The 13,212-nt window shown below is 73.2% G+C and carries 14 protein-coding genes and 1 riboswitch; of the genes, 12 read left to right on the top strand and 2 right to left on the bottom strand.

Going from position 1 to position 13,212, the window contains the following annotated elements; all coding sequences use genetic code 11:
* Positions 1 to 64: 64 nt before the first annotated feature.
* A complete protein-coding gene (locus tag OHA30_RS00480) occupies positions 65 to 1,633 on the top strand; it encodes a CocE/NonD family hydrolase (protein ID WP_328911747.1) in 1,569 nt (522 codons plus the stop codon).
* A gap of 40 nt (positions 1,634 to 1,673) precedes the next feature.
* Here the strand turns inward: OHA30_RS00480 and OHA30_RS00475 are convergent, their stop codons facing one another.
* Positions 1,674 to 3,332, bottom strand: coding sequence for a GDSL-type esterase/lipase family protein (locus OHA30_RS00475; protein ID WP_328911746.1), 1,659 nt, complete (start codon positions 3,330 to 3,332; stop codon positions 1,674 to 1,676).
* 248 nt (positions 3,333 to 3,580) lie between these two features.
* Positions 3,581 to 3,646, top strand: a riboswitch (guanidine-III (ykkC-III) riboswitch).
* Between the two features lie 32 nt (positions 3,647 to 3,678).
* Between OHA30_RS00475 and OHA30_RS00470 the strand changes: the two genes are divergently transcribed.
* The 6 genes from OHA30_RS00470 (at position 3,679) to OHA30_RS00445 (ending at position 8,401) form a co-directional block, all read left to right on the top strand.
* The gene (locus OHA30_RS00470; RefSeq protein ID WP_328911745.1) at positions 3,679 to 3,999 is read left to right on the top strand and encodes a DMT family transporter; all 321 of its coding nucleotides are present in this window, start codon (positions 3,679 to 3,681) and stop codon (positions 3,997 to 3,999) included.
* Between the two features lie 362 nt (positions 4,000 to 4,361).
* On the top strand, positions 4,362 to 4,703 hold the full coding sequence (locus OHA30_RS00465; RefSeq protein ID WP_328911744.1) for a tetratricopeptide repeat protein: 342 nt from the start codon (positions 4,362 to 4,364) through the stop codon (positions 4,701 to 4,703).
* A 285-nt stretch (positions 4,704 to 4,988) separates the two neighbouring features.
* Positions 4,989 to 5,189 carry a DUF1918 domain-containing protein gene (locus OHA30_RS00460; RefSeq protein WP_328911743.1) on the top strand — a complete coding sequence of 67 codons (201 nt, stop codon included), beginning with the start codon at positions 4,989 to 4,991 and terminating at the stop codon, positions 5,187 to 5,189.
* 132 nt (positions 5,190 to 5,321) lie between these two features.
* The gene (locus OHA30_RS00455; protein ID WP_328911742.1) at positions 5,322 to 6,428 is read left to right on the top strand and encodes a P1 family peptidase; all 1,107 of its coding nucleotides are present in this window, start codon (positions 5,322 to 5,324) and stop codon (positions 6,426 to 6,428) included.
* Positions 6,429 to 6,944: 516 nt separating this feature from the next.
* On the top strand, positions 6,945 to 7,979 hold the full coding sequence (locus tag OHA30_RS00450; protein WP_328911741.1) for an AI-2E family transporter: 1,035 nt from the start codon (positions 6,945 to 6,947) through the stop codon (positions 7,977 to 7,979).
* A 203-nt stretch (positions 7,980 to 8,182) separates the two neighbouring features.
* Positions 8,183 to 8,401: a hypothetical protein gene (locus tag OHA30_RS00445; protein ID WP_328911740.1), complete on the top strand. Its 219-nt coding sequence runs from the start codon at positions 8,183 to 8,185 to the stop codon at positions 8,399 to 8,401.
* 52 nt (positions 8,402 to 8,453) lie between these two features.
* Here OHA30_RS00445 and OHA30_RS00440 read toward each other — a convergent pair whose 3' ends face one another.
* Entirely contained in the window at positions 8,454 to 9,323 is an 870-nt protein-coding gene (locus OHA30_RS00440) for an aldo/keto reductase (RefSeq protein ID WP_328911739.1), read from the bottom strand.
* 216 nt (positions 9,324 to 9,539) lie between these two features.
* On the opposite strand from OHA30_RS00440, the gene OHA30_RS00435 reads away from it, so the two are divergent.
* The 5 genes from OHA30_RS00435 (at position 9,540) to OHA30_RS00415 (ending at position 13,113) form a co-directional block, all read left to right on the top strand.
* The gene (locus OHA30_RS00435) at positions 9,540 to 10,511 is read left to right on the top strand and encodes an aldo/keto reductase (RefSeq protein ID WP_328911738.1); all 972 of its coding nucleotides are present in this window, start codon (positions 9,540 to 9,542) and stop codon (positions 10,509 to 10,511) included.
* A gap of 197 nt (positions 10,512 to 10,708) precedes the next feature.
* On the top strand, positions 10,709 to 11,065 hold the full coding sequence (locus OHA30_RS00430) for a PRC-barrel domain-containing protein (RefSeq protein WP_328911737.1): 357 nt from the start codon (positions 10,709 to 10,711) through the stop codon (positions 11,063 to 11,065).
* A 73-nt stretch (positions 11,066 to 11,138) separates the two neighbouring features.
* Complete coding sequence (locus OHA30_RS00425; protein ID WP_328911736.1) at positions 11,139 to 11,300, top strand: hypothetical protein; 162 nt, start codon at positions 11,139 to 11,141, stop codon at positions 11,298 to 11,300.
* Between the two features lie 16 nt (positions 11,301 to 11,316).
* The gene (locus OHA30_RS00420) at positions 11,317 to 11,997 is read left to right on the top strand and encodes a DedA family protein (protein ID WP_328911735.1); all 681 of its coding nucleotides are present in this window, start codon (positions 11,317 to 11,319) and stop codon (positions 11,995 to 11,997) included.
* A gap of 282 nt (positions 11,998 to 12,279) precedes the next feature.
* Positions 12,280 to 13,113 carry a GH25 family lysozyme gene (locus tag OHA30_RS00415; RefSeq protein ID WP_328911734.1) on the top strand — a complete coding sequence of 278 codons (834 nt, stop codon included), beginning with the start codon at positions 12,280 to 12,282 and terminating at the stop codon, positions 13,111 to 13,113.
* Positions 13,114 to 13,212 lie beyond the last annotated feature (99 nt).

Here is a 13,212-nt window from a genome sequence, read left to right as displayed (position 1 = left end):
CCACCCCGAACGCCCCCGCCGTCTTGTCCACGGCGGGGGCTCACCCCCGTCAGGAGGCACCACCGTGGCCACGCCGACCGTCCACGAGGCCGAGGCCGTCATGCGCGACGGCACGGTGCTGCGCGCCGACATCCACCGCCCGCCGCACGGCGCCGGACCCTGGCCCGTACTGCTGGCCCGCTGCCCCTACGGCCGCCGCGACCCCGGCATCCTCGACCGACTCGCCCCCGCGGCCGCCGCCCGCCGCGGCTGGCTGGTCGTCGTCCAGGACACCCGCGGCCGCTTCGCCTCCGACGGCGACTGGGAACCGCTGGTCCACGAGTACGCCGACGGCTACGACACCGTCCGCTGGGCCGCGCGGCTGCCCGGCGGCGACGGCCGGGTCGCGATGTACGGGCCCAGCTACCTCGGCCACGCCCAGTGGGCGGCCCTCACCGCGGGACCACCCGAACTGGTGGCCGCCGTACCGGAGTTCACCTGGGACGACCCGTACGACGGACTTCTCGCGCGCGGCGGGGCACCCGAACTCGGCCTGGTCGTCCAGTGGACGCTGGGCCTCGGCCACGACGTCCTCGCCCGTCGGTACGCCCACGCGCCCGCGCGGCGGACCCGCGCGCTGCGGGAACTGACCCGCGCGCAGAACACGCTCGACCGCTCCTGGACACCGCCCGTGCTGCGCGAACTCCCCGTGCCGGGCCGCCCCGGCGGACCGCCGCTGCGCCCGCGCGACCCCGACCGCACACCGCCGCGGACGCCGACGCTCACGGTCGCCGGATGGTACGACGCCTTCCTCCAGGGCAGCCTGGACCACCACATCCGGGCCCGGGCGGCCGGACACCGCGCCGGGCTGATCGTCGGACCCTGGACGCACGCCGATCAGGGCCGCCGGATCGGCGACACCGACTTCGGCCCGGCCGCCGACGCCGCCCGGATCGACGGCGGCGCGGGCCTGCGGGAGCGCGCGCTGGACTGGCTCGACGGCGTGCTGGGACGCGGCCCCGCGCCCGACCCGGCGGCGCTGGTCTTCGTCATGGGCACCGGCACCTGGCGTCGGCTGGACCGCTGGCCGCCCGACGCCGCCGGGACCGCCTGGTATCTGCGCGCCGGGGGAGCGCTCTCGCCCGAACCCCCGTCCGCCGACGAGGCCCCCGCCGTCTTCCACCACGACCCCGCCGACCCCGTACCCACTCTTGGCGGCGCCCTGCTGCTCACGCCCGACTTCCCCGCGGGCCCCGCCGACCAGCGTCCCGTCGAGGAACGGCCCGACGTCCTCGTCTACACCGGTGCCCCCCTCAGCGACCCCCTGGAAGTCATCGGGCGGGTCCGGGTCACCCTCGCGGTCTCCGCCACCGCCGGGCCCGCCGACTGGGTGGTCCGGCTCTGCGACGTCGCCCCCGACGGCGTCTCGCGCAATCTGACCGACGGCATCCTCCGTACCACCGCCTCCGGTCCGGCCGAGATCACCGTCGACCTGTGGTCCACCGCGCATGTCTTCCGGCCCGGCCACGCGCTGCGCCTCCAGGTGGCCGCGAGCTGCCACCCGCGCTGGGCGGCCGGCGCCGCCCCCGCGACCCGTACCGTCCTCCACACCGCGGCCCGCCCCTCGCGGCTGGTGCTGCCCGTCGTGCGCTGAGACAGGATGCCGCCCGGCCTCAGCGCACGACGGACACGCGCTACTGCGCGATCAGGTCGAACTCCTCCCACGGGCCGATCGCGTCCCGGTTGGCGATCAGGGCCGCCGCGCCCGCGTTCTCGGCGGTCACGTACTTGCCGTTGATCTGCGCCCGGAGACTGACGCTGCCGTCCGGGTTGTGGACCAGCGCGAAGGTCTCCCAGGCGCCGGCGCCCGTCCGGTTGGCGATCAGCGGCGAGGCGCCCGCGTTGTCGGCGGTCACGATCAGGTTGTTCGCGTGGGAGCGCAGCGCGATCAGACCGCTGCCCTGGCTCAGCTCGTCGAACTGCTCCCAGCCGCCGATCGCGTCCCGGTTGGCGATGAGCGGCGCCGCGCCCGCGTTCTCGGCGGTGACGTACTTGCCGTTGGCGTGCGCGCGCAGCGCGATCACGCCGGCCGTCGGCTGCGCGGGACCGCCGAGCAGGCTCAGGTCCACCGCGTTCGCGATGGCCTGCAACCCGGCCTCGTTGGGGTGCAGATGGTCGCCCGCGTCGTACGCCGGGAGGTAGCGGGTGGGCGCGGCCGGGTCGTGGGTGGCGGTGTCCTGGTCGATGACGCCGTCGCACCCGCTGCCCGCCCCGCGGATGAACGTGTTGACCGCCTGGCGGCCGTCCTCGCCCTTCTGCGTCCAGTAGCCCGCGCCCTGGAAGGGGGTGAGCGTCGAGCACAGGAAGGAGATCCCCGCGGTGTGCGCCCGGCCGATCAATTGCTGGAGCCCGGTGATCAGTTGGGCCGCGCTCGGCGGGTTGCCGCCGCCGAGGTCGTTGATCGGGTCGTCGGAGAAGATCACCCAGCGCACGCCCGGCTGCCCGATCACATCCCGGTCGAAGCGGTTGAGCGCGCTCTGCCCGGCGCCGTCGGTGAGCAGGTCGTTGCCGCTGATGCCCTGGTTGAGCACGCCGACCGTCCGGCCGGCGTCCGACAGCCGCCGCGCGAGGTCGTTGGGCCAGCGGCGGTTGGAGTCCTGCGCCGAGGCCACACCGTCGGTGATGGACGCGCCCAGGGTGACCACCGAACCCTGCGCGGCGGGGTTCTGCACGTCCAGATTGGTGAGGAAGGCGTAACTGCCGGTCGTGGCCGCGCCGGAGAGCGTCGCGCTGCCGCTGACGTCGCCGGACGCCACGTAGTTGGTCTGCGTGCCCTGCTGGTGGTAGGTCGCGGCGCCGGTCGCGTTCGGCAGGTAGAAGCTCACCGCCACGTCCGAGAGCGCGGACACGGTGAAGGCCGCCGTGTCACTGACCGCGAAGGCCCCGGGCGCGACGGTCACCGACGACTGCCCGCCGAAGGTGACCGTACGGTCGGTGCCGGCCGTCACCGACGAGCCGGAGGCGCGCTGGGCCACGTGCACGTCGGAGACGGTCAGCGGCGCCGAGCCGAACGCGTTGGAGATCCGTATCCGCGCCGAGGTGCCGCCGATGCTGGTACGCACGATCTGCCGGAGCGTCTGCCGGCTGTACGAGGGGCCGCCGCTCTGCGGGGACACCGACCAGGTGCCGGTCCAGCCGTCGGCGGCGGCCGCCGCCGCTGTACGGGGAGCCGCGGGTGCGTCCGGGATGGCGGCGGACGCACCCGCGGCGGGGAGCGGGGCGAACAGCCCGACGGCGAGGGCGGCGGCCGCGAGGGCGGCGCCGCGCCGGGCGGTGTGCGGATGTCGTGGCACGGGGGTCTCCTGGGGTGGGGGAGTCGGACGGGAGAGGTGTCCAGTGGTGAGACGACAGCGGACGACGCCTGGACTGTAGCCGCCCTGAAGGTCCGCGCCAATCCCCTTGCAGGGATGAAGAGTTCGGATGAATGATCCTTGTGGCACGGCCTTCGGGAAGGATCGGGCCTCTGCGGCGCTCTGACATCGGATCTCTCCGGTCTTTGGCCCTCGGGTACGGCCCGGTCCGCTCCCTGCCGGGTACGGCCGGATTTGCTACAGTCGAGGACACCCGACGAGCGCGTCGTACCGGGACCCTGAAAAGACGACGCACCCCCGTAAGCAACAACCCCACGGAGGTGCCGTCATGGCATGGGTCCTGATCGTCGTTGCCGGTCTGCTCGAAGTAGCGTGGTCGGTCGGCATGAAGTACACCGACGGCTTCACCCGCCTGTGGCCGAGTCTGCTGACCGGCGCGGGCATTGTCGCGAGCATGCTGCTGCTGTCCCAGGCGGTGAAGTCCCTGCCGATCGGTACGGCCTACGGTGTGTGGGTCGGCATCGGCGCGGCGGGCGCGGCCGTGGTCGGCATGCTCGTCCTGGGCGAGCCCGCGACCGCCGCGCGGATCTTCTTCGTCGTCCTGCTGATCGTGGCGATCGTGGGCCTCAAGGCGACGTCGGGCCACTGATCCGTTTCCCACGGGGGGTTCCGCTCCTGGTGGGGGACGTCGTACGGCCGCTGCCGGGCGGCTGCCCGCTGGCCGCCGGGCCCCGGGGGCGCGTCGTGTCGGCGGCCCCCGGATCCGCCCGGCGCGGGTACGGGGGCCGCCGCCCGGTCGGCAGGCGTCCTGCCGTCGGCCGGGCCTCCGGGGTGGCTCGCTCGACCCCGGCCCTTTTGGGCGCTCGCCCTTGGGCGTGAACGGACTCGGCAGGCACGCTGACCAGGCCGCCTCTGACGGACGCCGATTCCCGGGTGCTGGACAGACCCGGCGGCGGGGGATTTGGGTCGGGCCATTCCGCTGTACGAGAAGGTCCTCGCTGACTGCGAGGTGTGCTGGGCGAAGACCACCCTGACACGCTGACCTCTGGTAACAACCTCGCTTACGCTTACCGGGTGGCGGGGGATGTGGGTCGGGCCATTCCGCTGTACGAGAAGGTCCTCGCCGACCGGCTCCGTGTGCAGGGCGGGGACCATCCCGACACACTGCGCTCCCGCAATAACCTTGCCGGGGCTTGCCGGGCGGCGGGGGATTTGGGTCGGGCCATCCCGCTGTACGAACAGACTCTCGCCGACTGCGAGCGTGTGCTGAGCAAAGATCATCCGCTCGTGGAGTTGGTCCGCGACAACCTGGGGGCCGCTCTGGCCGAGCGTGACGACGGCAGTACGGGATGAGCGTGATCTGGGCGGGGTCGGCTCGCTGGGACGTCCTGCCCGGGTTCCCGTGGACGGGGCCGAACTTCTGCTCGCCGCCGAGCCGTCCACTCAACGCCACCGCCCACCGGCTGCGTACCGCCGCGCCCTCCCGCCGCGCCACGATTCGTCGTGGCCGCCGGGCGTGAATGGGTGACTGTCTGTCAGCTGATCGTGTCCGATGGCGTTGTGCGTCCGCTTTGGGCGTGACGTTCTGGTTAGGTCGGTGACGTCAGTCTTGTTCCCCCAGCGAAAGGAATCGGTGGAATGCGCGCCAGCAAGGGAGACCGTCTGGTGGTCCACGGCCGTGTCGTGGGCCAGAACGATCACGTCGTGGAGATCGTCGAGGTCCTGGGCTCCGACGGCGAGCCCCCTTACCGCGTGCGGGCGGAGGACGGCCACGAGACGATCATGACTCCCGGCCCCGACTCGGTCGTGGACCACCGAGGCGCCACCGAACAGGGCTGAGCCCCCGTACCCGGGGGCGTACCACCCGGTTCGCCGACGCCGCCGGACCCGTAGGAGCCGCGCATACGGTCGCCCAGGGACGATGATCGGATCGGCGGGTCATACGGGCCCGCCGGGACGGAGGCGGGTCCGATGAGTGCGGGAACAGGACGACCGGGCGCGGCGAACGCGCTCACCGATGTGCACGGGTTGCGGGTCGGCCATGCCCAACGGATCGGCGACGGCTGGCTGACCGGCGTCACCGTGGTGCTCGCCCCGGAGGGCGGCGCCGTCACGGCCGTGGACGTACGCGGCGGCGGCCCCGGCACCCGGGAGACCGACGCGCTGGACCCACGCAACCTCGTCCAGCGGATCGAGGCGGTCGTGCTGACCGGCGGCAGCGCGTTCGGGCTCGACGCCGTGTCGGGGGTGGTCGGCTGGCTGGAGGAGCAGGGACGCGGCTTCCGGGTCGGCGGCCCCGGCCAGGTCGTGCCGGTGGTGCCCGCCGCCGCACTGTTCGACCTCGGGCGGGGCGGACGGTGGAGCGCGCGGCCGGGACCGGACCTGGGCCGCGCGGCGGTCGAGGCCGCGGCGGCCGCCGCCGAGGGCGGACCGGTGCCGCAGGGATGTGTCGGCGCGGGTGCGGGCGCTGTCGCGGGCGGCCTCAAGGGCGGTGTGGGAACGGCGAGTTGGGTACTCGACTCGGGCGCGACCGTGGCCGCCCTCGCCGTGGTGAACGCGGCCGGTTCCGTCCACGACCCCGACACGGGCGCGCTGTGGGGAGCCCGTCCGGCCTGGGCCGACGAATTCGGCCTGGACGGCACGCCGCTGGACGCCGAAGCCGTGGCCCGCGCCCGGCGGCCGCCCGCGGAACCGCCCGCCTTCAACACCACGCTCGCCGTCGTCGCCACCGACGCCGCACTGACCCGCGCTCAGGCGCACAAGCTCGCCGGGACCGCGCACGACGGACTGGCCCGCGCGGTACGGCCGGTGCATCTGCTCTCCGACGGCGACACCGTCTTCGCGATGGCCACCGGTCGGCGCCCGCTCGTCCCGCCGGAGCAGCCGGCCCCGCCCGACCCGGCGTTCGGCACGCACATCGAGGCGGGCGCGCTCAACGAGATTCTCGCCGCGGGCGCCGACGTACTGACCCGCGCGATCCTGCACGGCGTCCTCGCGGCGGAGAGCGTCCACGGCCCGGGCGGCGAATTCCCCTGCTACCGCGAGCTGTTCGGCCTCGGCCCGCACGACCGCGCGTGACGGCGGACCCGTACGAGCGCCGCTGCCCGGAGCGGGGGTGAAGGCCAGGTCGAGGGTGCCGGCAGGACCCCATAAGGGTCAAGTTTAGGGTGAGAGTCAGGCCGTACGGCGGCACGTCACGCGCCGCTCGCCGCGCACGGCGGCCGCTTCGGCCCGTTCGCCCACTCGGCCCGTGACGCCGCCCGATTCGTCACCGTTGGTACGGATGGACGCGACCCGCCGCCGCCCGCCCCGCGCTCCGGGCGGCGCCCCCGCGCTCCGGCCCGTACGGCCCACCGTCGCGAGGGAGACACCGCCGTGCCCGAGACCCCACCCGAAGCCCCCGCGCCGGACGCGACCGCGTACCTCGGCCCGCACCCAGCCCCCCAAGCCAGCCCCCACGCCGGCCCCCAAGCCGGCTCCGACCCAGACCCCGACCGCGCGCTCCGGTCCTCTCGCGAGGCCGTCCCCGTCCTGGCCCCCGCGTCCGGCCCGCCCGCGTCCGGCCCGCCCGCGTCCGGGTCGCGCGTACTCAGCGTGCCCAGCGCGGCCCGCTCCTGGTTCGGCATCGGCTTCGGCGCCGGCCTCGGGGCCGTGCTCGCCTGGCTGCTGGTCCGGACCGTGCTGCGGATCGGCGAGCTCCTGACCCTGCTGCTGCTCGCCGTCTTCATCGCCGTCAGCCTGGAACCGGTCGTCGCCGCGCTGTGCCGGCGCGGGCTGCGCCGCGGCTGGTCGGTCCTGGCGGTGCTCGCGGGCTTCGCCGGGCTGCTCGCCGGAGTGGTCGCGCTGGTCATCCCGCCGGTCAGCGCCGCCGTCGCCGCGCTCACCGCCGCCGTGCCGCGCTGGCGCCGCCAACTGCACGACCACCACTCCACCCTCGGCCGGATGGAGGACCACTACCACGTGATCGAGAAGGCCCGGCAGCAGCTCGGCTCGGGCGGCGGCACCTACGAGGTGGCCGGCGGTGTGCTGGGCGCGGGCCAGCTCGTGATCAGCGCGCTGACCTCGACGGTCGTCGTCATCACCGTGACCTTGTACGTGATGGCCGCGCTGCCCGCGATCAAACGGTTCTGCTACCGCTTCGTGCCCGGCACCCGCAGGGCAAGGGTGGAGACCGTCACCGAGGAGATTCTCAGCCGGGTCGGCCGCTTCATGCTCGGCAACGTCGTCACCTCGGCCATCGCGGGCGCGGCCACCTTCGTCTGGTGCGAGGGCATCGGTGTGCCGTACCCGGCCGCGCTCGGCTTCTTCGTCGCCCTGATGGACATGATCCCGGTGATCGGGTCGACCATCGGGGGAGTGGTGGTCAGCCTCGCGGCGCTGTCGGTCTCGCTGCCCGTCGCGGTCGCCACCGCCCTGTTCTACGTGGCCTTCCGGATCGCGGAGGACTATCTGATCATGCCGCGCGCGATGAAGTTCGCGGTCGACGTCCACCCCGTGGTGACCGTCGTCGCCGTGCTCGCGGGCGGCGCGCTGCTCGGCATCATCGGCGGCCTGGTCGCCATCCCCGCCGCCGTCGCACTGGGCCTGGTGCTCGACGAGTACGTCTTCCCGCGCACGGACGCTGCCTGACCTCGACGCGGCCTGCCCCTGACTCCGGTTGCCCGTCCCCGTCGCTCAACCACCCTCGCCGTGTGCGGTGTTCCCGTACGGGCGGCGCCGTACGACGTTCGCGGGCGGCGTTTGCGTACGGCGGCGCGGGCAAGACGAACCGGTGCCGCCCGCCCCGTGCCCGTACGGCCGGGACGGCGGCGGGCCCGACGGAGGAGGACCGGATGCGGGTGACGCTGGGTGTTCTGCTCGCGCTGTGGGGCGTGTTCTTCGTCCTGTTCAGCGGCCGACTGGCCCGTGGCCAGTACCCACGGGGCCGGATCGCCGCGGCCGAGGCCCCGGCGGGCGGCGCCGGACCCCACCGCGGCACCCGGCTGCTGAACGTGCTCATCGGCACCGCCCTCGCGGTGTGCGGTGTGCTGCTCGCCGTCGGAGCGTTCTAGCCCCGACGGCGAGCAGCACCGGTGGCGGCACCCGTGGCAGCGCCGGTCGCCGTCAGCCCGCGATCTCGGACAGCGCCTCGAACTCCTTGTCGCTGAGCGTCAGTTCGGCCGCGGCGATGTTGTCCTCGACATGCGCGGTCGAGGACGTGCCGGGGATCGGCAGCATCACCGGGGAGCGCCGCAGCAGCCACGCCAGCGCCAGCCGGGACGGCCCGACGCCGTGCCGCGCCGCCGCGGCGTCCAGCGGGCCGCCCGGCCTGGCCAGCTCGCCGGTCGCCAGCGGGAACCACGGAATGAAGGCGATGCCCTGCTCCGCGCAGTGGTCGAGCAGCTTCTCCGAGGACCGGTCCGCGAGGTTGTAGAGATTCTGCACGGAGGCGATCTCGGCCACCGTACGCGCCTGTTCGAGCTGGTCCACGTCCACCTGGGACAGACCGATGTAACGGATCTTCCCTTCCTCCTGGAGCAGCTTCAGCTCGCCCACCTGCTCCTCCAGCGGCACCTTGGGGTCGATCCGGTGCAGCTGGAAGAGGTCGATCCGGTCGAGCCCGAGGTGCCGCAGGCTCATCTCGGCCTGCTGCCGCAGATATTCCGGCCGCCCCAGCGGGCGCCAGTCACCCGGTCCTGAGCGGGACAGGCCCGCCTTGGTGGCGATCACCAGGTCGTCGGCGTACGGGTGCAGCGCCTTCTTGATCAGCGGCTCGGCCACGACCGGCCCGTACGAGTCGGCCGTGTCGATGAAGGTGACACCGAACTCCACGGCCCGGCGCAGCACCCGCACCGCTTCCGCGGGGTCCGCGGGGTCGCCCCAGACACCGGGGCCGGTCAGCTGCATCGTGCCGAAGCCGAGCCGGGTGACGGGCAGTTCGCCGCCGAGGGAGAAGGTCCCCGACGCCTTGGCGGATGGGATGGGGTGATTCACAGCGATGACTCCTGGTTCCGCGGTCGCGCCGCCGTCGTACTGCTGTCGCTCTGTGGTCGCGCAGGATTCCGCTGTGCGGACGGGGAAGGCGGGCGCCGCGTGAATAGGGGTATCCGCACGGCCGACCGCACCCCCCGGGACCTGCGCCTCTGCTTCACTTATTCGTCAGCGCAATCACGTTCCGTCATATTCCGCCCGTCGCGAGGAGACTTCCGTATGCGTTACACACGTCTGGGATCGACCGGCCTGGAGGTCTCGGCGCTCAGTCTGGGCTGCATGAGTTACGGCGCCTCGGACCGCGGCAGCCACCCGTGGACCCTGGACGAGGACACCAGCCGCGGGCTCATCCGGCGGACGCTGGAGGCCGGGGTGAACTTCTTCGACACCGCCAATGTCTACTCCGACGGCACCAGCGAGGAGATCGTCGGCCGGGCGCTGCGCGACTTCGCCCAGCGCGACGACGTGGTCATCGCCACCAAGGTGCACGGCCGGATGCGCCCCGGGCCCAACGGCGGCGGCCTGTCGCGCCGGGCGATCCTCAGCGAGATCGACAACAGCCTGCGGCGGCTCCAGGTCGACTACGTGGACCTCTACCAGATCCACCGCTGGGACAACGAGACCCCGATCGAGGAGACGCTCGAAGCGCTGCACGACGTGGTCAAGGCGGGCAAGGCCCGCTACATCGGGGCGTCCTCGATGCACGCCTGGCAGTTCGCCAAGGCGCTGCACACCTCAGAACGGCACGGATGGACCCGCTTCGCGACCATGCAGAACCACTACAACCTCCTCTACCGCGAGGAGGAGCGCGAGATGCTGCCGCTCTGCGCCGACCAGGGTATCGGCGTCCTGCCGTGGAGCCCGCTGGCCCGCGGCCGGCTGACCCGCCCCTGGGACGTGGTGACCTCGCGGATGGAGACCGACGACTTCGGCAACACCCTCTACCTCGACGACGACCGCTTCGTGGTCGAGCGGGTGGCCGAACTCGCCGCCAAGCGCGGTCTGCCCGCCGGCCAGATCTCCCTGGCCTGGCTGCACCGCAACCCGGTCGTGACCGCCCCCATCGTCGGCATCACCAAGCCGGAGCACCTGGACGACGCGGTGGCCTCGCTCGACGTGGAGCTGAGCGCCGAGGAGGTCGCCTACCTCGAAGAGCCCTATGTGCCGCACAACGTGGTGGGCTTCCGCTGACCTCCGCCGACCTCCGCCGACCTCCGTGGGAGCGGGGGAGCGGCGCGCCCGGGCCCGTCGCCCCCTGATCGGCGGCCGAGAACAGGCCCGGCCGCCCCGGGCCGCGCATACTGGCCGCAGACGAGGCGCGTACGGCCGGGCAGCCGGGGAAGGCGGAGCGTACAGGCACCGACCGTGCTTTTCCCAGGAGGCAGGCCATGATCCAACCCGCTGATCTTCGCGAGTGGCGTGATCACGACGTGGTCGACGCGGAGGACCACAAGATCGGTGTCCTGGAAGCGGTCTATGTGGACACCGTCACGGACCTGCCCTCGGTGGTCACGGTCCGTACCGGACTGCCCACCCGCCACCGGCTGGTGTTCGTGCCGGTCGGCGACGTGACCGCGGGACCGGGCTATGTACGCGTGCCGTACACGAAGGCGCTGGTGAGGTCCGCCCCCTCGATCGGAACGGACGACGTCCTCCCGGTCGAGGACGAGGAGGCGATTTTCCGGCACTACGGCCTGCCGTACAAGCCCGGCCCGGACGGCGCGCGGCAGCTGGCCCGCCGCTGAGCCGGCCCACCCGCCGGTCCGACCGAGCCGCCGCGGCCCCCAGCGGGCCGCGGCCCGGAGAGGAAGCTGGACGATGACGCTCTTCCTGTCACTGGTCATCGTGGCCATCGTGCTCGGTCTGGTCGGCGCGGTCGCCTCCGGCCTCGGCTATCTGCTGGTCCTCGGCATCGTGGTGTTCGCCGCCGACCTCCTCTACGGCTACCGGCTGATGCGCGGCCGCCGGCCGGTCCGGTAAGCGGCCCGGCGCCCGGATGCACACCGTCACCGACTGGCTCTCGCGGGCCTCGGGACCCGCGGTGTACGCCGTCGTCGCCGCGCTGGTCTTCTGCGAGGACGCCCTCTTCTTCGGCTTCGTGCTGCCCGGCGAGACGGCGGTCGTCCTCGGCGGGGTCGTCGCCAACCAGGGCCGGATCTCGGTCTACTGGCTCGCCGCCCTGGTCGTCCTCGCCGCGGTCGCCGGCGACAGCGTCGGATACGAGGTCGGCCGCCGCTACGGCTCGCGCATCCTGGAGACCAAGGCGCTGGCCGCCCACCACGAACGCATCGACCGCGCCCAGCGGCTGATCCGGCGCCGGGGGCCGACGGCCGTCTTCCTCGGCCGGTTCATCGCCTTCTTCCGCGCGCTGATGCCCGCGCTGGCCGGCATCTCCCGTATGCCCTACCGGGTCTTCCTGCTCTTCAACGCCGCGGGCGGCCTGGTCTGGGGCGTCGGCTTCACTCTGCTCGGCTACTTCGCGGGCAGCGCCTACAAGCAGGTCGAGCACACGGCGGGAACGGCCGCCGCGATCACCGTGGCGGTGCTCGCCGTCGTCGCACTGGTCGTCTGGCACTTCCGCCGCAAGCGGCGCGAGGACGAGAGCGAGCGCGGGGGCGGGCAGGGGCCCGGCAACGGGAACGGTCACGGCAACAGCCACGGGAACGGGAACGGCTGACCGAATCGGACCGTACGGCGGTTCGAGGACCGGCCGGGGAATGTGCAGGTCCGGAAACAATCGCGGCCCCGAGGTTCGAAGCGGCTCCACGCTGCGCAGCGGATAGGTATGCGTACTCCGCCGGACCGTGCCGCACCCCCCGAACCCCTCGCCCGCCGCGCCGCGGAACCCGCCGGCCGCCGGGACCCCCGGGCAGTGGCGGCCGGCGGCATCCCCGGAGCGGGCACCGCGCGCTGAACCACCGGCAGCCGCCCGCGCCCGCGCCCGCGCGAAAGGACAACCATGACCGTCAAGGGAATCGACGTCGCCTCCTACCAGGACACCGGCTACGCCACGGCCGGTCTGGACTTCGTGATGGTCAAGACCACCGAAGGCACCACGTACCTCAACCCCAAGCACGCCGCGCAGGTCGCCACCGGCCGCGCGCACTCCCTGGTCGTCGGCCACTACCACTTCGTACGGCCGGGCTCGATGAGCGCCCAGGCCGACTACTTCCTCAAGAACGCCGCCCCCAAGGCCGGTGACCTGCTGGCCCTGGACTGGGAGGACACGGGCGTCAGCGGCGCGGACAAGGACACCTTCATCAAGCATCTCCAGGCCGCCTCGCCCACCCACCGGGTCCTGCTCTACTGCAACCGTGACTTCTGGCTCAACCGGGACCACACCTCGTTCTGCGGCGACGGACTGTGGATCGCCGACCCGGGCACGGCCGGCAAGCCCCGGATCGAACACGCCTGGCGCTTCCACCAGTACAGCACCGCCGGCGGCGTCGACCACAACGTCGGTAACTTCGCCACGAAGGCCGCGCTGCGGACCTGGGCGGCCAAGGGCGGCACGGCCCAGCCCGGGTACGTGCCCTTCCCCGGGGCGAGCTGGTTCACCGTCGGGCGCCGCTCGCCGGTCGTCGCCTCGATGCACGCCCGGCTGGTGGCGGTGGGCTGCGACCACTACCAGAGCAGCGCCAACAAGGACGTCATCGGCTCCGGCGACGTCGCGTCGTACGAGGCGTGGCAGCGCGCCTACAACACCGCCCACAAGAAGGGCTGGAGCGGCAGCGCCCTCAAGTGGCCGCCCGGCAAGGAGACCTGGGACGCGCTCAAGGTGCCCGTGGCCTGAGCGGTCCGCTCGTACCGGCGGCCGGTCCGTGATCCGGCCTGACGGGTGACGCGCGGGCGCCCTCCCGTTAGCGGCGCCCGCGAGCGGGAACAGCGGTGA

It is taken from the genome of Streptomyces sp. NBC_00223 (genome assembly GCF_036199905.1).
Lineage (GTDB): Bacteria > Actinomycetota > Actinomycetes > Streptomycetales > Streptomycetaceae > Actinacidiphila.
The sequence above is the reverse complement of the archived record's forward strand: the minus strand, read 5'-3'. Positions and strand labels throughout refer to the sequence as shown.